Genomic DNA, 19,291 nt, shown 5'->3' on the forward strand with positions numbered 1-19,291 from the left:
CGCGTGCCGCCTTGACGAAAGTTCGAGGACGGTCAGCAGAAGGCGGCGAGCACCGAGGGACCGCCCGCGAGCCAGGCGCAGACCTGGTTCGGGTCGCCCCGCCCGCTCCCCCCGGAGCGGTGGTGGGTGTCGAGCCTCTCCAGCAGGACGCCCACCGCGTGCCGGGCCAGCGGCTCCAGCAGTCCGCCCTGGGTCCGGCGGGCCCGGTCGGTCCAGGTCCGCGCGTCGGCGGCGGAGCCGGGCGGGCCGAAGGCCGCCAGGACCGCGAGTCCTACGGCGGAGACCGCTCTGCGGTCGGCCGGTGCCGCCGGACAGTGCCAGACCCCGTCGAAGATCGTCGCCGCGTCCGTGAAACGGCCGTCGTGGAAGGCCAGCACTCCGCGCAGGTTGGCCACGGCCGCCTGGAGGTCGTCCGCGCCGAGTTCGTCCGCGAGCCTGCGGACGTCGACGAGCCGCCCCTCGGCGGTGGCGAACTCCCGCTCGGCGATGTCCAGGCAGGCCAGTCTGAGCACGGTGTAGGCCCAACGGGTGCGCGCTCCGACGGCGCGCAGGATGCGGGCCGCCTCGGTCCACTGCTCGCGGGCCCGGTCGCGGAGGCCGTCGCTCTCGTCCGCGTCTCCGCACAGGGTGAGGGAGAAGACCCGGAGGAAGTCGTCCTCGGCCGCGCGGGAGGCCGCCACGGCGAGCAGACCGTGGCGGCGGGCCCCCTCGACGTCCCCGCGCTGCAGGCAGTAGGTCGACCAGTTCGTCTGCAGGACCGCCCGGTCCCAGTGGAACTCGGTGTGCGCCACGGCGGTCTCGGCCGAGGCGAACCGTTCCTCCACATCGTCGCGGCCGTCGAGCATCGCGTGCAGCGCGTCGTAGCACCGGCCCAGGACCACGAGGTCGGGGTTCTTCGCCTGCTGCCAGACCGCTGTGTGCCGTTCCCCATAGGAACCGGCTTCCGTGTGGTGCCCGGCGACATGGTTGAGCCAGGTGAGCCAGGCGATGGTGTAGAAGAGGGCCCACTCGTCCTCCTCGGTGGGCTCTGCCGTCCGCCGGCCCGCCGCGGCGTCGTAGGCGAGCAGGGTGCGGTGGAGGCGGTCGATGCCCTCCTCCTCCCGGCCGCCGATGAACCAGAAGTAGCCCAGTCGCGCTTCCAGCAGCAGTGCCTCGGCCTCCCTGGACCTGGCCGTCATCAGGTCGGAGGCCGCCCGGATGTTGGCGGACTCCTCGGTGAGCCGGCGGGTCCACTCCTTCTGGGCGGGGGACGAGAGGCCCGCGCTGCCGTCGCGGACGAAGTGGGCGGCCCAGGCCATGAGCCGTTCCTCGGCGTCCGGCGCGCGGCCTTCCTCGCGGAGCCGGGCGAGGGCGTACTCGCGGACCGTCTCCAGCATCCGCAGCCGGGTCCCGTCCGGGGTGGAGAAGGGGACGACGAGGGACTTGTCGACCAACCGCGCCAGTACGTGCAGCAGTTGGGCACCGTCGGCCCCGTGCAGCGCGGCGGCGGACTCCACCATGTCGAGGGAGCAGCCGCCGACGTAGAGGGCCAGTTCCGTGAACAGCCGCTGCTCGGTGCCGTCGAGGAGGGCATAGCTCCAGTCGAGGACGGCGCGCAGGGTGCGGTGTCTGGCCGGTGCGGTGCGGTCCCCCTTGGTGAGCAGGGCGAAGCGGTTGTCGAGGCGGGCCTCGATCTGCCGCACGGACAGCAACCGGACGTGGGCGGCGGCGAGTTCGACCGCCAGCGGCAGTCCGTCGAGTCTGCGGCACAGGGAGCGGATGTCGCGCAGCGCGGCCTCGTCCGGGGCGAAGGACGGGTCGATCATGGCGGCGCGGGCACCGAACAGGTCCGCGGCCTCCTCGTCCGCCATGGGTGCCAGCGGGTACATCACCTCGGCCGGGACCTCCAGCGGCGCCCGGCTGGTGGCCAGCACGGTCAGCGCGGGGCACCGGCCCAGCAGTGTCGCCACGAGCGGGGCCACGGCGTCGAGGAGATGCTCGCAGTTGTCGAGCACGAGCACCGCCTGACGAACCGTCAGGAACGAGGTGATCCGGTGCACATAGTCGTGCGGCGGCTGGTCCGGCCGGACGGACGCGTCGGAGAGGCCGAGTGCGGCGGCGACCACGGCGAGCGCGTTCGCGTCGTCGGCGGGGGCCAGGTCGACCCACCAGACATGGCCCCGGGAGGGTTGCAGGAGCGCGCACACCTCCAGTGCCAGCCGCGTCTTGCCGACACCGCCCGGCCCCAGCACGGTCACCAGCCGCTCGCGGTCGACGACCTCCCGCAGCGCGCCGAGTTCCCTGTGTCTGCCGACGAACGGGCCGAGCGGCCGGATCGGACCGCCTTCGCCGACCGCCGGCCGGACGTCCGTACGGACGGAGGACAGCGCGGACGGACAACCGGACGCGGCGGCGGGCCCTTGGAGAGCCGGGTCCTGGCGGATCATCGCGGTGTGCAGGGAGCGCAGCTCCGACGAGGGCACGGCGCCGAGCTCGGTCCGCAGCAGCAGCCGGCCCGTCTCGTAGATCTCGAGGGCCTCGGCGGTCCGCCCGCAGCGGTGCAGCGCGAGCATGAGGCGGGCCCAGGACCGCTCGCGCAGCGGTGCGAGGGAGACCAGGGCCGTCAGTTCGGGGACCAGTTCCCGCGCCCGGCCGAGGGCGAGACCGGCGGTGGCCACGTCCTCCAGGGCGCCCAGCCGCAGCTCCTCGAGACGGGTCCGCTCGGCTTCGAAGAACCGTCCCTCCAGGCCGTCCAGGGCGCGCCCCCGCCACATCGCGAGCGCCGACCGCAGCTCGACCTCGGCCTTCTCCCACTCCTCCGCCGCCAGATGCTCACGGCCCGCCCGGACCGCCGCCTCGAAAGCGGTTGCGTCGATCTCGTCGTCCGGACCCAGGACGATCCGGTACCCGCCGTGCCCGAACAGCAGCCGCGTGTCCTCGCCGCCGGCCGCGAGCGCCGACCGCAGTTTGGCCATCTGGACCTGGAGCGCGTTGACCGGATCCTTCGCCCCGCGCTCCTGCCACAGCTCCTCGATGAGCGTGTCCCGCCGCACGACGGCTCCGTGGGCGAGCAGCAGCCGCCCCACGATCGCCCGGGAGACGGCGCCGGGCAGGGCGATCGCGCCGTTGCCGTTCACCAACTCCGGGCGGCCGAGCAGTCGAAAGAGCATGGCCGCCATTCTGCCGTCGGCGGCCGATTGCGCCGAAAGGGCTTGTCGGCGCGTCGCGCCGGCAGGTGAACCGAGTCGCCGGAGGCCCCGTAGACGTCCACGTCCACCGAGACGCGACATCGACGGCAGGAGCGGAAATGATCCGGAACCTCGTCTTCTTCAAGCTGAACGACGGTCTCACCCGCGAGTCCCCGGAGGTTGTGGAGGGATTCGAGCTCGTACGGAACCTGGAGCGCGAGATCCCCGAGATCCGGCAGTGGGAAGTGGGATGGCACGCGTTCGACGAGACGCCCGTCTCCTACGACTTCGCCCTGAACAGCCTCTTCGACGACACCGCCGCCTTCCAGCGGTACTTCAACCACCCCGCGCACCTGGCCGCCATCGCCCACTGGATGGACCACGCGACCTGGGTGGTCGTCGACATGCACGTCTAGCGGGGCGGGCAGCAGCCGAAGTGGCGGGCCGGTCGTGCTGCCGCCAGGCTGACGGCAGACGTACCGGCACGCAGGACGGACAGACGGACGCACCGAGGGACTGGTTCCACATGCAGATCGATCTGACGGGACGCACCGCGCTGGTGACGGGTTCGACGCAGGGCATCGGCGCGGCGATCGCGGCCGGACTCGCGCCCTCGGGCGCCCGGGTGGGGGTGAACGGCCGCAACGAACAGCGAGTCGCGGAGGGCGTGGCACGGCTGGCGTCCGAGGTGCCGAGCGGCGCCTTCGTGCCCGTGACCGCCGACGTGACGACCGAGGAGGGCGCCGCCCGCGTCCTGGAGGCGCTGCCGGAGGTGGACGTCCTCGTCAACAACCTCGGTGTGTTCGGCGCCGCCGACCCGCTGGAGATCAGCGACGAGGAGTGGCGCCGCTATTTCGAGGTGAACGTGCTGGCCGCCGTACGGCTGATCCGTATGTACCTGCCCGGCATGACGGGACGCGGCCGGGGCCGGATCCTGAACATCGCCAGCGACTCGGCGATCGTCATCCCGGCCGAGATGATCCACTACGGCATGTCCAAGACCGCGCTCCTCGCCGTGAGCCGCGGCTTCGCGAAGCAGGCGGCGGGCACGGGCGTGACGGTCAACTCGGTGATCGCGGGCCCCACGCACACGGGCGGCGTCGAGGACTTCGTCTACGAACTCGTCGACCGCGAGCTGCCGTGGGACGAGGCGCAGCGCGAGTTCATGCGCAGGCACCGGCCGCAGTCCCTGCTGCAACGGCTGATCGAGCCCGAGGAGATCGCCAACATGGTCGTCTACCTCAGCTCCGACCAGGCCTCGGCGACGACGGGCGGTGCGCTGCGGGTCGACGGGGGTTACGTCGACTCGATCCTGCCCTGACACCTCTCGGAAGAGAGCCAGGTCAGCGCCTCTGGGGCATCCCGGGACGCGGTACGCATGTCGTATCGTCGACAGGGTGCCCGCCGGTGAGCCGCGCCGTCGGGCCGAGTGGGAGGAGCCCTCGTGACGCAGCAGATTCCGTCGACCGAGCCGGAGTTGTCCGGAGTGCGCAATTTCCGGGACGTCGGCGGGCTCCCGACGGTGGACGGACGGCGGGTGCGGTACGGCGTGCTGTTCCGCAGCGGCCATCTCGCGCACGCGACCGAGGAGGACGCCGCGTTCCTCGACTCATTGGGCCTGCACACGATCTTCGACTTCCGCAACGCGTCGGACCAGAAGCTGGAGGGCCCCGACGTCGAGCTGCCCGGCGTGCGCAACGTGAACCTGCCGCTGAGCGACCCGGCGGACGGCTCCGAGTTCTGGAAGATGGTCCGCGACGGCGAGATAGAGCAACTGCGCGAGATCCTCGGCGGCGACAAGGGCGCCAACCGCATGATCGCCTCGTACCGCACGATCATCAAGGAGCGGACCGCCGAGCACTCCCAGGTGCTCCACTCACTCGCCGAGGACAGCGTTCCCGCGCTGATGCACTGCGCGGCGGGCAAGGACCGCGCGGGCCTGTCGATAGCCGTGACGCTGCTCGCCGTCGGCGTGGAGCGCGAGGCGATCGTCGCCGACTACCTGGAGTCGAACGCGAAGCACCGCCGCTACCAGGTCCGCCGCAGCAACTCCTCCGTCGCCGGCTACTCCCCCGAGGTGATGGAACTCCTCAGCCCCCTCTTCGACGCCCGCGCCGCGTATCTGACGGCGGCCTTCGACACCGTCGAGGAGACCTGGGGCAGCGTGGACGCCTACCTGGAACAGGGGCTCGGCATCACCCCGGAGATCCGGGAGCGGCTGCGCGAGCGCCTGCTCGACTGACCACTCTCTGAACTCGCGCCCGCAGTACGCTACTTGGCGCCCACGGAGAACAACAGATAGATGAAGGCCGCGAAGAGGTGGCCGACGGCGATGTAGATGAGCAGCCGTACCCACAGGGCACGGGGGAACCTGTCCTCGATGTTGTTGCCGCTCATGGTGTGTCTCCGGTGATCGGGCCCAGGCACAGGGTGGCCGTGGGACTCTGCAGCAGGGTGTGGACGAAGAGCACCTCGACGCCGTCCTCGTCGGCGGCGGCGAGGCGGTGCGGGGTGAGCGAGTCGAAGTGCGCGCTGTCGCCGGGCGCGAGGATGTGCGCGGTGTCGCCGAGGCGCAGCCGCAGCCGCCCGGTGAGGACGTACAGCCATTCCTCGCCGGGGTGCACGCGCACGATGTCGCCCTGGGAGCCGTGCGGGATGCGGACGCGCAGCGACTGCATCCCGCGGCCGGGGGCGCCGGCCTGCCAGTACGTCCAGCCGCCCGCCCGGGTCGGTTCCATGTCGGCGGCGCGTACGACGGCTTCCCGGTCGGTGACCGTCTCGCCGAGCAGATCCGAGACTGTCGTACCGTAGATGCGGGCGAGCGCGAGCAGCATCGGCAGCGAGGGCTGGCGCTGCCCGGTCTCCAGGCGGGAGAGATGGGCGGGCGAGAGTCCGGCCGAGCGGGCGGCGGTCTCCAGGGTGAGGGAGGCGCGGCGGCGCAGGGCGCGGAGCTGGGGTGCGACGGTGGCCGGCAGGTCGTCGGCCGGTCCGGCCGGGGGTTCCGGCTCGGTCTCGGAGGAGCTCATGCCTCCATTCAGCCGGACTTTTGCCCCTGCGGCAAATTTCTTGTCACAGAGGCAAAAATCTCGGTTCTCGCAGCTCAGCGGTTGGCGACCGCCTGCTTCACGAGCGTCCGGCTGAAGTCCCACATCAGCCCGCCGCCGCTGTGCGCGTCGTCCATCACGGCCGTGAAGGCCTCGACGAACCGGTCCACCTCGCGCTCCCCGACGATCAGCGGCGGGATCAGCTTGATGACCTCCAGGTGGTCGCCGGAGACCTGGGTGAGGATGCGGTGCCGCTGGAGCAGCGGTACGACCACCATCTGCGCGAACAGGCCCTTGCGCGCGGCCTGCAGCATGGTCCAACGGCTGCGCAGCTTCAGCGACTTGGGCTTCCCGAACTCGATGCCGATCATCAGGCCCCGGCCGCGTACGTCGGCGAGCAGCTCGTACTTGTCGACGAGCGCCGCGAGCCGGGTCCTCAACTGGTCCCCGGTGGCACGGGCGTTGGCGACGATCTGCTCGTTCTCCATGACGGACAGCACCGCGAGTCCGGCCGCCATGGCCTGGGCGTTGGACCCGAAGCTCGCCGAGTGGACCAGGACGCGGTCCATGGACGAGTAGACCTTCTTGAAGATCCAGTCCTTGCCGAGGGTGGCGCCGACCGGCACATAGCCGCCGGACAGCGCCTTGGCCACGCACACCAAGTCCGGTTCCACGCCGTCCTCGTGTTGGTAGGCGTAGAAGTCGCCGGTGCGGCCGAGCCCGGTCTGCACCTCGTCGGCGATGAGCAACGCCTTGTGCCGGCGCAGGAGTTCCTGCGCCGAGCGCAGATAGCCGGGCGGTGCCTCGTGGACGCCCTTGCCCTGGATCGGTTCGACGACGAGGGCGGCGACGTCGCCCTTCTTCAACTCCCGTGCCAGGGCGTCGAGATCACCGAGCGGTACGGCGGTGTCGGGCAGCAGCGGGGCGAAGCCGTCCCGGAAGCCGTCCTCGCCGTTGACCGAGAGCGAGCCGGTGGTCAGACCGTGAAAGGCGTGGTCGCAGTACAGGACGCGCGGCTTCCCGGTGGCGTACCGGGCGAACTTGAGCGCGGTCTCGACCGCCTCGGTACCGCTGTTGCCGAAGAAGACCCGGTCCAGGTGCGGGCTGTGGGTGAGGAGCTTCTCGGCGAGCAGGCCGGGCAGCGGCTGGCAGTCGAAGCGGGTGAGGTCGGCGAGCTGGGCGTCAAGGACGTCGTGCAGCGCCTTGCGGACGACGGGGTGGTGGCGGCCGAGGCCCATCACCCCGAACCCGGCGAGCATGTCCAGGTAGTCGTTGCCGTCCGCGTCCCAGAAGTAGGCGCCCTCGCCCCGCTCGTAGACCTTGTCGAAGCCGATGGTGTGCAACATGCGCGGGAGCTGGTGGTTGAGGTACTTGCTGTGCAGCTCGTAGCGCTCGGCTCCGCGCTCGGCCAAGAGCGCGGTGAGGTCGAACTCCTTGGTCATTCGGGTTTCTCCTTGGCTGCGTGGCCGGTCGCGTCCTTGACCGCCAGGCTTGCGCTGATCCGTCCGGCGACCTCGACGGGTGTGAGGCCGATGTCGGCGAGCACCTCGCCACGTTTGGCGTGCGCGAGGAACTGCTCCGGGATGCCGAACCGCCGTACGGGGACGTCGACTTCGGCGTCTCCCAGGGCCAGCGCCACGGCGGCGCCGACCCCGGAGGCACGGCTGTTGTCCTCCACGACGGCTACGAGGCGGTGTTCGGCGGCGAGGCCGGGCAGCGCCGGGTCGACGGGTTTGACCCAACGGGGGTCCACGACCGTGCAGTTGATGCCCCGGGCTTCGAGGAGTTCGGCGGCCTGGAGGCAGACGGGCGCCATGACTCCTACGGCGACGAGCAGCACCTCGGGTGTCTCCGCGCCCCGGTGCAGGACGTCGAGGCCGCCCACGCGGTCGATCGCGGAGATCTCCGGTCCGACCGACTCCTTCGGGAAGCGGACGAGGGTCGGCGCGTCGTCCACGGCGACGGCTTCCCGCAGCTGGGCGCGGAGTTGGTCGGCGTCACGGGGAGCGGCGATCCGCAGGCCGGGCACGACTTGGAGGATGGACATGTCCCACATGCCGTTGTGTGACGCTCCGTCAACTCCCGTGACCCCGGCGCGGTCCAGGACGAACGTCACCCCGCAGCGGTGCAGCGCCACGTCCATCAGGAGTTGGTCGAAGGCGCGGTTGAGGAAGGTGGCGTAGACGGCGACGACGGGATGCAGTCCACCGGTCGCGAGCCCGGCCGCCGACACGGCCGCGTGCTGCTCGGCGATGCCGACATCCCACACCCGGTCGGGGAACCTCGCGGCGAACTTGCCGAGGCCGACCGGGTGCAGCATGGCCGCCGTGATGGCCACGACGTCGTCCCGTTCCTCCCCGATGCGCAGGATCTCGTCGCCGAACACACTGGTCCAGGAAGGGCCGTTGGAGGGCACGAGGGGCTCGCAGGTGAGCGGGTCCATCACGCCGACGGTGTGGAAGTGGTCCTCCTCGTGGGCGAGGGCGGGTTCGTAGCCGCGCCCCTTCTCCGTGAGGCAGTGGACCAGGACCGGGCCGTGGAAGCGTTTCGCGCGGCGCAGCGCGGACTCGACGGCGCCGATGTCGTGTCCGTCGATCGGGCCGACGTACTTGAGGCCCAGATCCTCGAACATGCCCTGCGGGTTGAACGCGTCCTTGAAGCCCTTCTTCGCGCCGTGCAGCGACTCGTAGACGGTGTTGCCGACGACCGGGGTGCGCAGCAGGACGTCCTTGCCCCAGGCGAGAACCTTCTCGTAGCTGTCGGTCGTGCGCAGGGTCGCCAGGTGGTTGGCGAGGCCGCCGATCGTGGGCGAGTAGGAGCGCTCGTTGTCGTTGACGACGATGATCAGCGGGCGGTCCTTGGCGGCGGCGATGTTGTTCAGCGCCTCCCAGGCCATGCCGCCGGTGAGGGCGCCGTCGCCGATGACCGCGACGACATGGCCCTTCTTCCCTTGCACCTGGCGGGCCTTGGCGAGTCCGTCGGCCCAGCCGAGCGCGGTGGAGGCGTGGCTGTTCTCGACGATGTCGTGCTCGGACTCCTCGCGCGAGGGGTAGCCGGACAGGCCGCCCTTGCCGCGCAGCTTGGAGAAGTCCTGACGGCCCGTCAGGAGCTTGTGCACATAGCTCTGGTGGCCGGTGTCCCAGACGATGCGGTCGACCGGTGACTCGAAGACCCGGTGGAGCGCGATGGTCAGTTCCACCACGCCCAGGTTGGGCCCGAGGTGGCCGCCGGTCCTGGCCACCGCGTGCACCAGGAACTCCCTTATCTCTTCGGACAGTTCGCCGAGTTCCGCCTCGGACAGCCCTTTCAGGTCGCGTGGTTGACGGATGCTCTCCAGAATCGTCACGTCGGGCCCCCTTCGGTCCGTGCTGTTCAGCTCACGGTGACGGCCGGCTCCCCCGCCGCGACGCCGTCCTGCTCCATCTGCTCGGCGATCTTCATCGCCTCCTCGATGAGGGTCTCCACGATCTTCGACTCGGGGACGGTCTTGACGACCTCGCCCTTGACGAAGATCTGGCCCTTGCCGTTGCCGGAGGCGACGCCGAGGTCCGCCTCCCGCGCCTCACCGGGTCCGTTGACGACGCAGCCCATGACCGCGACGCGCAACGGCACCTCCATGCCTTCCAGACCCGCCGTGACCTCGTCGGCGAGCTTGTAGACGTCCACCTGGGCGCGCCCGCAGGACGGGCACGACACGATCTCGAGACGGCGGGGCTTGAGGTTCAGCGACTCCAGGATCTGGAGGCCGACCTTGACCTCCTCCACCGGCGGGGCGGACAGCGACACCCGGATCGTGTCGCCGATGCCCTCGCTGAGCAGCGCCCCGAAGGCGACCGCCGACTTGATCGTGCCCTGGAAGGCGGGCCCGGCCTCGGTGACCCCGAGGTGCAACGGGTAGTCGCTCTGCGCGGCCAGCAGCCGGTAGGCGTTGACCATCACCACCGGGTCGTTGTGCTTCACGGAGATCTTGATGTCACTGAAGCCGTGCTCCTCGAAGAGCGAGGCCTCCCACAGGGCCGACTCGACGAGCGCCTCGGGCGTCGCCTTGCCGTACTTCTGGAGCAACCGCCGGTCCAGGGAACCGGCGTTGACCCCGATGCGGATCGGCGTGCCGTGGTCCTTGGCGGCCCGCGCGATCTCCTTGACCTTGTCGTCGAACTGCTTGATGTTGCCGGGGTTCACGCGAACTGCCGCGCACCCGGCCTCGATTGCGGCGAAGACGTACTTGGGCTGGAAGTGGATGTCCGCGATCACCGGGATCTGCGACTTGCGCGCGATGGTGGCCAGCGCGTCCGCGTCGTCCTGCGTGGGGCAGGCGACGCGGACGATCTGGCAGCCGGACGCGGTGAGTTCGGCGATCTGCTGGAGGGTGGCGCCGATGTCCGACGTACGGGTCGTGGTCATCGACTGGACCGACACGGGGGCCCCGCCCCCGACCGCCACCGGCCCGACCTGGATCTGCCGCGACACACGTCGCGCGGCGATCGGCCGGACCGGCATCTCGGGGACGCCCAGGGACACTGCGGTCATGACGTCAGTCGCGGTTTCCGGCGACGGTCTCGCGCATGGCCCGCAGCGACTCCTTGAGGGAGCCCATGGTGGCGAGGACGGCGGTGGGCTCGTAGCCGCAGTGCGCCATGCAGTTGGCGCAGCGCGGGTCCTTGCCGCGGCCGTACTTGTCCCAATCGGTCTCCTCGATCAGCTCCCGGTACGTGGGCACGTACCCGTCGCTCATCAGGTAGCAGGGGCGCTGCCAGCCGAAGAGCGAGTAGTTCGGGATCGCCCAGGCCGTGCACGGGAAGTCGACCTTGCCCTCCAGGAAGTCCAGGAAGAGCGGGGAGTGGTTGAGCCGCCACTTGCGGCGGTTGCCGCCCGCGAAGGCCTTCTTGAACAGCTCGTGGGTCTGCGCGACACCCAGGAAGTGCTCCTGGTCGGGCGCCTTCTCGTAGGCGTAGGCGGGCGAGATCATCATCTCGTCGACCTTGATGTCGTCGTTGAGGAAGTTCAGGACCTCGATGATGGTCTGCGGGGTGTCCGTGTTGAAGAAGGTCGAGTTGGTGGTGACCCGGAAGCCGCGCTTCTTGGCCTCCTTCATCGCCTCCACGGCCTCGTCGAACACACCCTCCTTCGCGACGGACTCGTCGTGCCGCTCGCGCAGCCCGTCGATGTGCACCGCGAAGGCGAAGTACGGGGAGGGCGTGAACTTGTCGAGCTTCTTGCGCAGCAGCATGGCGTTGGTGCAGAGGAAGACGTACTTCTTCTTCGCCACCAACTGCCGCACGATCTCGTCGATCTGAGGGTGCATCAGGGGCTCGCCGCCCGCGATGGACACCATCGGCGCACCGGACTCGAGCACCGCCCCGACGGCCTGGGCGACCGGCATGCGCTGCTTGAGCACACCCGCCGGGTGCTGGATCTTGCCGCAGCCCTCGCACTTCAGATTGCACGCGAAGAGAGGTTCCAGCTCCACGATCAGGGGGAACTTGTCCCGCTTGCGGAGCTTTTGTTCAGCCAAGTATGTAGCGACCTTGATTGTCTGGCGCAGCGGCATGGCCATCTGGCTCACCTCCGAGGGAGCAGCAAAGAACGGTGCCATTCGAAAAAAGCGGGAAGAACGGAACGAAGAACGCGGAAAGCCGATATTCCACCGCGCACCGTGCCGATCCGGACGAGTTCATGTTCAGGAGCGTCCACGACCACCCGTACGGCCGCAACCGGGCGCGCGCCCGTGCGCACGGCGCTCAGCAGCGTGGCCGCCGACTCCATGTCGACCGCGATTGCGCCGGTCGCGAGCAGATCCGACCGTTCCTGACCGCGGACGACATGATCGGAGCCGGTCAGGGGGCCGGTGTGGACGGTGCGTCCGGGGAGGGCCCGCACCAGTTCCTTGACGAGCAGTTCGGTGGCGACGCACGGAACGGTTCCGCGCGGGTCCCGGGTCTCCTCGGCGACCACCAGGTCGCCGGGGTGCATGCCGGGGGCTAGTCCGGCGCAGAAGCCCGTGGCCAGTACGGCGGCCTCGGACAGCGCCGGGTCGGTGAGGCGCCGGGTGACGGCCGTTTCGGCCGCCGCGGGCCCCATGCCCGTCCGCAGGACGGTGACCTGCCCGCCGGCGCCGGAGCGGTCGCCGGTGCGCAGGGCGAGGTGCTCGATGCCGAGCGCGCAGGCGATCAACAGTGGCGGAGCGGCGGGCCGGGTGCTCATCAGCCCCCCTTGGTCGGGGAGACGGCCGGGGAGACGGTCCGGGTGAACGGTTCTCCGTGGACGTAGCGCCCGAGCGCGGTGAGCGGGAAGACCTGCCGGTAGAGGTGGTAGTTGATGGAGAAGTCCCACGGGAAGCCGGTCCCCGTGAAGTAGGGCTCGTCCCAGGAGCCGTCCTCCCGCTGGGTGGCCGCGAGCCATTCGATGCCGCGCTCGACGGCCTTGGAGTCGTGCTCCCCGGCCGCCAGCAGGGCCATCAGCGCCCAGGCCGTCTGCGAGGCGGTCGAGGCGCCCCGGCCGCTCCACTCCTTGGCGTACTTGTAGGAACGCAGATCCTCGCCCCAGCCGCCGTCGTCGTTCTGCACGGTCTCCAGCCAGGTCACCGCGCGCCGGATCGCCGGATGCGAGCCGGGGATCCCGGCCGCGGCGAGGGCGGGCACCACGGACCCTGTGCCGTAGACGTAGTTGACGCCCCAGCGCCCGAACCACGAGCCGTCCGGCTCCTGTTCGGCGAGGAGCCACTCGATGCCGCGCCGGGTGCGCGGGTCGTGGGCGAGGCCCTCGACGGCGAGCATCTCGACGACGTGCGCGGTGACGTCCGCCGACGGCGGGTCGATGACCTCGCCGAAGTCGCAGAACGGGAGCCGGTTGGGGAAGGGGCTGGTGTTGTCGACGTCGAAGGCGCCCCAACCGCCGTTCTTGGACTGCATTCCGAGGTTCCAGCGGACTCCGCGTCCGACGGCCCGGTCGAGGCGTTCCGGGTCGTGATGTCTGACCCGGCGCAGCGCGAGCACGACCTCGGCGGTGTCGTCGATGTCGGGGTAGTTGTCGTTGTGGAACTCGAACGCCCAGCCGCCGGGCGGCAGTTGGGGCCGTTTGACCGCCCAGTCGCCGGGGCGGACGATCTCCTCCCCGAGCATCCAGTCGGCGGCCTTGACCAGTTGGGGGTGGTCGGCGGGCACGCCCGCGTCGGCGAGCGCGATGGTCGCGAGGCAGGTGTCCCACACCGGGGACTGGCATGCCTCGATCATCCGGGCCCCGTCCTCGCGCCAGATCGCGAACCGGTCCAGCGACTCAAGTCCCGCGCGCATCACGGGGTGTTCGAGGTCGTAGCCCAGCAGGTGCAGGGCGATCACCGAGTACACGGCCGGCGGCTGGATGCCGCCCCAGCAGCCGTCGTTCTCCTGCCGCTCGATGATCCAGCGCGCCGCCGTGTTCATCGCGGACTTGCGCAGCTTGCGCGGGGCGACCTTGCGGTAGAGGTGCAGTGCCTTGTCGAGGCGTTGGAAGGCGCCGTCCCAACTCGCCACCTTGGCGAGGGGCTTGACCGGGTTCGGGTCGTTCGCGTCGGTGTGGAGTTCGTCGAGGGGGAAGGGCGCGGGCCGTACCGGCCGCTTCGCGGAGACCACCGTCAGCGGCACGATGGTCTGCCGGGCCCAGCACCCGAAGTCGTAGATGTTGAGGGGTACCCAGGTGGGGAAGTAGATGAGTTCCGGCGGGAGTTCGGGCAGGTCGTCCCACTTCCACCAGCCGAACAGCGCGAGCCAGATGCGGGTGAAGACGCGGGCCGAGGCGATGCCGCCGCGCTCGCGGACCCACGCGGAGGCCTTCGCCATGTGCGGGGCGTCCGGCGCGTCACCGGCGAGCCGGAGGGCGACGTACGCCTCGATGGTGGTGGAGAGTTCGCCGGGTCCGCCGTAGAAGCTGGCCCAGGTGCCGTCCTCGCGCTGCTCGCCGCGGATGAAGAGTGCGGCGGCCCGGGTCGTCGACTCGTCGCGGATGCCCAGGAACTGACGGAGCAACAGATCCTCGGCGTCCATCGTGACGTTCGTGTCGAGGTCGCCCTTCCACCAACCCTGGGGGTCCTGCTGCGAGAGCAGGAAGTCGGTGGCGCGTTGCACGGCGAGTGCGGCGGCGTCGTGCACCCCGGCCGCCGCGGGGGTGTTGATGTCGGTTTCGCTGGCCGCGGCAACACGGGGCTGGATGGCCCCGGTGCTTCCGTCGGTCGTCGCTGTCATGGCTTCCCCTTCGTGCAGTGGCATGTCTCTGCTGTGGGTCCGCCGTCGGCCGGTACTCGTATCTCCGCAGCACCGGCCGGCGACTACGCGAGGGCTATTCGACCGATAGTGATCATCTCTTTCGTACGACGACGAAGTCGGCGAGCGCCGTGAACTGCGCCCGAACCCGGTCGGGCATGGCGATGGCGTCCAGGACCTCGATGGCGATGGTGTGCTGACGGCGTGCCTCTTCGGCGGTCCACTCGCGGCCGCCGGCCTCCTCGATGAGCGCGGCGCGGGCGGCGAACTCCTCCTCGGAGAAGTTCTCGAAGTCGCTGCTCTTGGCGTCGGCGGCGAGGATCTCGCCGAGCCGCTCGGAGGCGGGTCCGCCCGCCGCGAGCGCCGCCACCACGGGCAGGGACTTCTTGCGCTGGCGCAGATCGCTCCAGGTCTGCTTCCCGGTGGCCTCCGGGTCGCCCCAGATGCCGAGGAGGTCGTCGACGGCCTGGAAGGCCAGGCCGAGGTGGTGGCCGTACTTCTCCAGGACGTCCGCGGTGCGGTCGTCCGCACCGCCGAGCACGGCCCCGATGGAGGAGGCGCAGGCGAGCAGGGCGCCGGTCTTGTTGCCCTCCATCTCCAGGCACTCCTCGACGCTGACGCGGTCGCGGTGCTCGTAGGAGATGTCCTGCGCCTGGCCGTCGATGAGGGCGCGGGTCGCGGTGGTGAGGCGGCGGGTGGCGCGGCCGGCCTCGACGGTGCCGAGCTCCAGCAGGACCTCGTTGGCGAGCGCGAACAGGGCGTCGCCGACCAGGATGGCCTGCGCGGGGCCGTGCACCTTCCACACGGTGTCGCGGTGCCGGCGCTGTTCGTCGCCGTCCATCAGGTCGTCGTGCAGCAGCGAGAAGTTGTGGACCAGCTCGACGGCGACGGCACCCGGGATGCCGACCTCGGGCGCGGCACCGGTGACCTCGGCGGAGAGCACGGCGAGCGCGGGGCGCACGGCCTTGCCGCCGTCGCCGGCGGCCGGGTTGCCCTCGGCGTCGATCCAGCCGAAGTGGTAGGCGGAGACGGTGTCCATGGGCGGTGCCAGACGGTCAACGGCTGCGCGCAGCACCGGTGTGGCAAGGGTCCGGCCGCGCTCCAGGAGCGCGGACACGTCCACCGCGGTCCTCGCAGCGGCCGTCTCGGCCGGGGGCACAGTGGGCACAGTCTCTCCTCTTGTCGCGGTACCGGGGGTGCGGGGGCCTGCCGCGTGCTCGTCGAGCATCACGCCGCCTCCTCGAACTCGAAGAGCCGATGGGGGCGGGGCCGGCCCAGGGCAGCGAGCGCGGCATCCGCGGCGCTCACCCCACTGCGGACCGCACTTTCCATGGTCGCGGGCCACCCTGTGGCGGTCCACGCTCCGGCCAGGTACAGGCCGGGGGCCTTGGTGCGGGCGCCGGGCCGCAGCCGTCCGACGCCGGGGGCGGGAGCGAACGTCGCCGTGCGCTCCCTGGTCACGAAGAAGTCCCTCACCTCGGCGCCGCGCGCACCGGGCAGCAGCCGTTCCAGTTCGGGGAGATAGCGCTCGCGCAGTTCGGCGACGGTCTCGTCGATCTCGTCGTGCGCGGCGGACTGGGACAGCGCCAGGTACTGGCCGTCCTTCAGCCCGGACGCGTCGGTCCGGTCGAACACCCACTGCACGGGGCTGCCCAGCGCGGCGAAGAAGGGCCGGGCGAGCACCTTGCGGTCGTAGACGACGTGGACGTTGAGGATCGGCGCGGTGTCGATGGCGAGCAGCCGCTCAGGGGCGTCGAGGGCCCCGTCGGGCAGCAGATCGTGGGCCTCGCGCTGGGGTACGGCGAGGACGACGGCGTCGGCCTCGATGCTCTCGCCGGGAACCTGGACGGTCCAACGCCCGTTCTCCTCAGTGGAGACGGAGGTGACGCGTGTACGGACTTCGGTGCGCACGCCCGCGGAGTCGAGCGCCTTGCGGGCCAGCCGGTCGTGCAGTTCGCCCAGCGGCACATGGGCCCAGCCGATGTCGGCCGCGCCCGGGTCGGAGAGCAGACCGGTCTTGAACACCATCGCGGCCAGCGCCAGCGAGGAATCGCCGGCCACCGCGTTGAGGGTGGCGACCCCCACCAGGTCCCACAGTGCCTCGACGGCACGCGCCGACTGACCGTGGGCGGCCAGCCAGCTGCCGAAGTCCTGCGCGTCCAGGGCCGGATCGTTGAGGTCGAGCGCTTTGAGCGCGAGAGCGGCACGGCCGACTTTGACGCGCTCGGCGAGCGAGAGATGCGGGTAGGTCGCGAGGCTGCGCCCGAGATGCAGCGGCACGGGCAGCGCATCGCGCCGCAGTCTGCCGAGCCTGCGTCCCTCGGGGCGGTTCGCGTCGAGTACGGGCACGTCGAGACGATCCTGCAGCGGCGACAGCGCCGAGCCCTCGATGCGGTCGAGGAACCAGCGGTAGGCGGTGCAACAACGCAGATACACGTGCTGGCCGTTGTCGACGGTCAGGTCGCCGCGCTGGAAGGAGAAGGCGAGTCCGCCCAGGCGCGGACGGCCTTCGAGCAACGTCACACGGACTCCGGCATCGGCGAGCGCGAGCGCGGTGGTGACGCCGGCCAGCCCGCCGCCGACCACGACGGCATGGCGCCCGGCCCCGCCCGTCGATGGATCCGAGGGCAGCCCGTCGCCGCCCTGCGTCCCGTCGCTCATCGTGCACTCCCCCCTGTGCGCCCACCGTGGCAGGTCGTTGCAGTCAGGGACGCGACTTCACACCGGAGGGTTGCGTGCCGCATTTCTCCGGTGACATCACCTTGGCCCACTTTGTCCATCAGGTGCGCCTCCTGAGGGTCCTGCGCGTGACGTGACGGGTGTCCAGTCCGGACAGGCCGCGTACGGCGACGTAGGCCTTCTCGCGGCCGGGCAGCGAGACGCGGCCGCGCAGCACGGCCTCCGGCTCGCGCTCGATGCGGTCCAGGAGGCGGCGGTAGATGCCGGCCATGGCGGCGACACAGGCGCCGCTGCGGCGGTCGAGCATGGGGAGCAGCCGGTAGCCCTCGGCGAAAAGGGTGCGGGCCCGGCGCACCTCGAAGTGCACGAGACCCGCGAAGTCGGAGCCCTCCGGCGGAGTCGGCCCGTTGAACCCGGCCGAGCAGCCGAATTTCGCGAGGTCGTCGGCGGGCAGGTAGGTACGGCCGCCCTCGGCGTCCTCGCGGACGTCTCTCAGGATGTTGGTGAGCTGGAGCGCAAGCCCCAGCGTGTCGGCGTACTCCGAGGCGCGTTCGGAGCCGCGCGCCCCCGCCTCCGTGCCGAACACGCCGAGCGAGAGCCGCCCGATCGCGCCCGCGACACAGCGGCAGTAGACCTTCAGGTCGTCCCAGGTCTCGTAGGTCTCGCCCTGGACGTCCATCAGGACGCCGTCGATCAGCTCGTCCAGGCCGCCGAGCGGGATCGGGAAGGCCTCGGCGGCATGCGCCAGGGCGACCGCGACCGGGTCGGTGTCGTCCTCCTCGACCTTGCCCTCGCGGACCCGGGTCAGCAGCGCCCGGGTGTCCTCCAGCCGCGCCGACTTCACCTCGGTCGCCAGCGTGCCGTCGCCGATGTCGTCGACACGCCGCGAGAAGGCGTACAGCGCCGACATGGCGCGGCGCTTGGGCGTGGGCAACAGTCTGATGCCGTACGCGAAATTGCGCGCCTGTTGTCCGGTGACGGCCTCGCAGTAGCTGTAGGCGGCGAGTACCGGCGCGGACATGTGCGGTGCAGACTCCACGGTCCGGATCACCCCTCTCCTCGCAGAGTCACGCCCACCTCACGCAGCAACTGGATCTTGCCGGGCTTGGGCGGGCCGGGAAGTACGTCGTATTCGGCGGCGACGATCGCTCTGACCGCCGCCCGTCCCCCCGCCACGAACCCCGCGAGCAGCAGCTTCAGTCTGCCGTGGACGCTACCCACCAGGGGGGCGCCTTCATTCAGGAGATCGCGGGCGCGTTCTGCTTCGTATGCAACCAGTGCGCGCACCGATGCGCCCGCGGAGGGCGTGGCGAGATCCGCTTCCTGGACGTGAAAGCGCTTCATGTCCTGGGCGGGCAGGTAGATGCGGTCGCGGCCGAGGTCCTCGGTCACGTCCTGAAGGTGTTCGACGATCTGCAGTGCGGTGCAGACCGCGTCGGAGAGCCGGACCCGCTCGGGGGTCTCGGTGCCGGTGACGCCGAGGACGAGACGGCCGACCGGGTTCGCGGAGAGTTCACAGTAGGCAAGGAGATCGTCGTAGGTCTCGTAGCGCGTGACGAGCTGGTCCTGGCGGTTCGCCGCGATCAGGCCGAGGAAGGGTTCCGGGGTGAGCGCGCACCGGCGGACGGTCGGCTGGAGGCGGCGCAGCAGGGGGTGGTGCGGGGTGCCGTCGAAGACCCGGCGCAGATCGGCCTCGAAGGCGTCGAGGAGGAGCAGGCGGTCCTCCGCGTCCTCGGGCGACACGCCGAGCAGCCTGGCGTCGGCGCCGCCGGGGGCGAGGTCGCCGTCGCCGATGTCGTCGACGAGGCGGGCGAATCCGTAGACCGCCATGAGGTCGGTGCGCCAGGCCCTGGGCAGGAAGAAAGGCGCCACGGGGAAGTTCTCGCCCGCGGCCTTGTCGAGTGTGCCGCGCTCCGGATCACCGGTGGCGGCGGTGCCGCTTCCCGTCACCGCTCACTGCCCGGGGCGGGGACGGCACATGCTTCGGTGAGCCGGGGAGTTTCCGTAGCCATTGCCGTCACATCTCCCGTTCTACACTGCCGACCCAATACACACTATTTCGGACACGCCGCCCAGTCGTCCGCACGGTGACCCGTATTTGGGTGTCGCGCATTATCGCCCCACTTGCCGCTATTCGGCACCGGTACAGCTTACGTTGTACAAC

At 70.7% G+C, this 19,291-nt stretch carries 17 protein-coding genes; 3 read left to right on the forward strand and 14 right to left on the reverse strand.

Annotated elements, in window-relative coordinates:
* Positions 1-32: 32 nt before the first annotated feature.
* On the reverse strand, positions 33-3,149 hold the full coding sequence (locus JHN45_RS10495) for a BTAD domain-containing putative transcriptional regulator (RefSeq protein ID WP_236583542.1): 3,117 nt from the start codon (positions 3,147-3,149) through the stop codon (positions 33-35).
* Positions 3,150-3,286: 137 nt separating this feature from the next.
* Between JHN45_RS10495 and JHN45_RS10500 the strand changes: the two genes are divergently transcribed.
* The 3 genes from JHN45_RS10500 to JHN45_RS10510 all read left to right on the forward strand — a co-directional run bounded on the left by JHN45_RS10500 (position 3,287) and on the right by JHN45_RS10510 (position 5,409).
* On the forward strand, positions 3,287-3,583 hold the full coding sequence (locus JHN45_RS10500; protein ID WP_200710423.1) for a Dabb family protein: 297 nt from the start codon (positions 3,287-3,289) through the stop codon (positions 3,581-3,583).
* Between the two features lie 110 nt (positions 3,584-3,693).
* On the forward strand, positions 3,694-4,488 hold the full coding sequence (locus JHN45_RS10505) for an SDR family NAD(P)-dependent oxidoreductase (RefSeq protein WP_201048806.1): 795 nt from the start codon (positions 3,694-3,696) through the stop codon (positions 4,486-4,488).
* A 123-nt stretch (positions 4,489-4,611) separates the two neighbouring features.
* Positions 4,612-5,409, forward strand: a complete 798-nt coding sequence (locus JHN45_RS10510) for a tyrosine-protein phosphatase (protein ID WP_201048807.1) — start codon at positions 4,612-4,614, stop codon at positions 5,407-5,409.
* 29 nt (positions 5,410-5,438) lie between these two features.
* Here the strand turns inward: JHN45_RS10510 and JHN45_RS10515 are convergent, their stop codons facing one another.
* The 13 genes from JHN45_RS10515 to hpnC all read right to left on the reverse strand — a co-directional run bounded on the left by JHN45_RS10515 (position 5,439) and on the right by hpnC (position 19,077).
* Entirely contained in the window at positions 5,439-5,564 is a 126-nt protein-coding gene (locus JHN45_RS10515; RefSeq protein WP_019069690.1) for a DUF6126 family protein, read from the reverse strand.
* Positions 5,561-6,193: a helix-turn-helix domain-containing protein gene (locus JHN45_RS10520; RefSeq protein WP_201048808.1), complete on the reverse strand. Its 633-nt coding sequence runs from the start codon at positions 6,191-6,193 to the stop codon at positions 5,561-5,563. Before JHN45_RS10520 ends, JHN45_RS10515 begins: the two co-directional genes overlap by 4 nt.
* 74 nt (positions 6,194-6,267) lie before the next feature.
* Positions 6,268-7,653 carry an aspartate aminotransferase family protein gene (locus tag JHN45_RS10525; RefSeq protein WP_200710419.1) on the reverse strand — a complete coding sequence of 462 codons (1,386 nt, stop codon included), beginning with the start codon at positions 7,651-7,653 and terminating at the stop codon, positions 6,268-6,270.
* Positions 7,650-9,557 carry a 1-deoxy-D-xylulose-5-phosphate synthase gene (dxs, locus tag JHN45_RS10530; protein ID WP_201048809.1) on the reverse strand — a complete coding sequence of 636 codons (1,908 nt, stop codon included), beginning with the start codon at positions 9,555-9,557 and terminating at the stop codon, positions 7,650-7,652. Before dxs ends, JHN45_RS10525 begins: the two co-directional genes overlap by 4 nt.
* 26 nt (positions 9,558-9,583) lie before the next feature.
* Positions 9,584-10,741 carry a flavodoxin-dependent (E)-4-hydroxy-3-methylbut-2-enyl-diphosphate synthase gene (gene ispG, locus JHN45_RS10535; protein ID WP_201048810.1) on the reverse strand — a complete coding sequence of 386 codons (1,158 nt, stop codon included), beginning with the start codon at positions 10,739-10,741 and terminating at the stop codon, positions 9,584-9,586.
* Positions 10,742-10,745: 4 nt separating this feature from the next.
* On the reverse strand, positions 10,746-11,768 hold the full coding sequence (gene hpnH / locus JHN45_RS10540) for an adenosyl-hopene transferase HpnH (RefSeq protein WP_043671446.1): 1,023 nt from the start codon (positions 11,766-11,768) through the stop codon (positions 10,746-10,748).
* 5 nt (positions 11,769-11,773) lie between these two features.
* The gene (locus JHN45_RS10545; RefSeq protein WP_200710416.1) at positions 11,774-12,415 is read right to left on the reverse strand and encodes a 1-hydroxy-2-methyl-2-butenyl 4-diphosphate reductase; all 642 of its coding nucleotides are present in this window, start codon (positions 12,413-12,415) and stop codon (positions 11,774-11,776) included.
* A complete protein-coding gene (gene shc / locus JHN45_RS10550) occupies positions 12,415-14,430 on the reverse strand; it encodes a squalene--hopene cyclase (RefSeq protein WP_201048811.1) in 2,016 nt (671 codons plus the stop codon). The genes JHN45_RS10545 and shc overlap by 1 nt, the downstream gene beginning before the upstream one ends.
* A 112-nt stretch (positions 14,431-14,542) precedes the next feature.
* Complete coding sequence (locus tag JHN45_RS10555) at positions 14,543-15,676, reverse strand: polyprenyl synthetase family protein (protein ID WP_201048812.1); 1,134 nt, start codon at positions 15,674-15,676, stop codon at positions 14,543-14,545.
* Complete coding sequence (gene hpnE / locus JHN45_RS10560) at positions 15,676-17,109, reverse strand: hydroxysqualene dehydroxylase HpnE (protein ID WP_200710413.1); 1,434 nt, start codon at positions 17,107-17,109, stop codon at positions 15,676-15,678. Before hpnE ends, JHN45_RS10555 begins: the two co-directional genes overlap by 1 nt.
* A complete protein-coding gene (locus tag JHN45_RS54660; protein WP_374195603.1) occupies positions 17,106-17,228 on the reverse strand; it encodes a DUF6380 family protein in 123 nt (40 codons plus the stop codon). Before JHN45_RS54660 ends, hpnE begins: the two co-directional genes overlap by 4 nt.
* Positions 17,228-18,178: a presqualene diphosphate synthase HpnD gene (gene hpnD, locus JHN45_RS10565; RefSeq protein WP_200710412.1), complete on the reverse strand. Its 951-nt coding sequence runs from the start codon at positions 18,176-18,178 to the stop codon at positions 17,228-17,230. The genes JHN45_RS54660 and hpnD overlap by 1 nt, the downstream gene beginning before the upstream one ends.
* Entirely contained in the window at positions 18,175-19,077 is a 903-nt protein-coding gene (gene hpnC / locus JHN45_RS10570) for a squalene synthase HpnC (RefSeq protein WP_200710411.1), read from the reverse strand. The genes hpnD and hpnC overlap by 4 nt, the downstream gene beginning before the upstream one ends.
* Between the last annotated feature and the right edge of the window lie 214 nt (positions 19,078-19,291).

The sequence above is a fragment of the Streptomyces sp. MBT53 genome (assembly GCF_016654115.1).
Taxonomy (GTDB): domain Bacteria; phylum Actinomycetota; class Actinomycetes; order Streptomycetales; family Streptomycetaceae; genus Streptomyces.

What these genes read in the sequence shown, in the direction of transcription:
- JHN45_RS10495 (WP_236583542.1), bottom strand. Translation starts at nt 3,149, where the DNA reads ATGCTCTTTCGACTGCTCGGCCGCCCGGAGTTGGTGAACGGCAACGGC.
- JHN45_RS10500 (WP_200710423.1), top strand. Translation starts at nt 3,287, where the DNA reads ATGATCCGGAACCTCGTCTTCTTCAAGCTGAACGACGGTCTCACCCGC.
- JHN45_RS10505 (WP_201048806.1), top strand. Translation starts at nt 3,694, where the DNA reads ATGCAGATCGATCTGACGGGACGCACCGCGCTGGTGACGGGTTCGACG.
- JHN45_RS10515 (WP_019069690.1), bottom strand. Translation starts at nt 5,564, where the DNA reads ATGAGCGGCAACAACATCGAGGACAGGTTCCCCCGTGCCCTGTGGGTA.
- JHN45_RS10520 (WP_201048808.1), bottom strand. Translation starts at nt 6,193, where the DNA reads ATGAGCTCCTCCGAGACCGAGCCGGAACCCCCGGCCGGACCGGCCGAC.
- JHN45_RS10525 (WP_200710419.1), bottom strand. Translation starts at nt 7,653, where the DNA reads ATGACCAAGGAGTTCGACCTCACCGCGCTCTTGGCCGAGCGCGGAGCC.
- ispG (WP_201048810.1), bottom strand. Translation starts at nt 10,741, where the DNA reads ATGACCGCAGTGTCCCTGGGCGTCCCCGAGATGCCGGTCCGGCCGATC.
- hpnH (WP_043671446.1), bottom strand. Translation starts at nt 11,768, where the DNA reads ATGGCCATGCCGCTGCGCCAGACAATCAAGGTCGCTACATACTTGGCT.
- JHN45_RS10545 (WP_200710416.1), bottom strand. Translation starts at nt 12,415, where the DNA reads ATGAGCACCCGGCCCGCCGCTCCGCCACTGTTGATCGCCTGCGCGCTC.
- shc (WP_201048811.1), bottom strand. Translation starts at nt 14,430, where the DNA reads ATGACAGCGACGACCGACGGAAGCACCGGGGCCATCCAGCCCCGTGTT.
- JHN45_RS10555 (WP_201048812.1), bottom strand. Translation starts at nt 15,676, where the DNA reads ATGCTCGACGAGCACGCGGCAGGCCCCCGCACCCCCGGTACCGCGACA.
- hpnE (WP_200710413.1), bottom strand. Translation starts at nt 17,109, where the DNA reads ATGAGCGACGGGACGCAGGGCGGCGACGGGCTGCCCTCGGATCCATCG.
- JHN45_RS54660 (WP_374195603.1), bottom strand. Translation starts at nt 17,228, where the DNA reads ATGGACAAAGTGGGCCAAGGTGATGTCACCGGAGAAATGCGGCACGCA.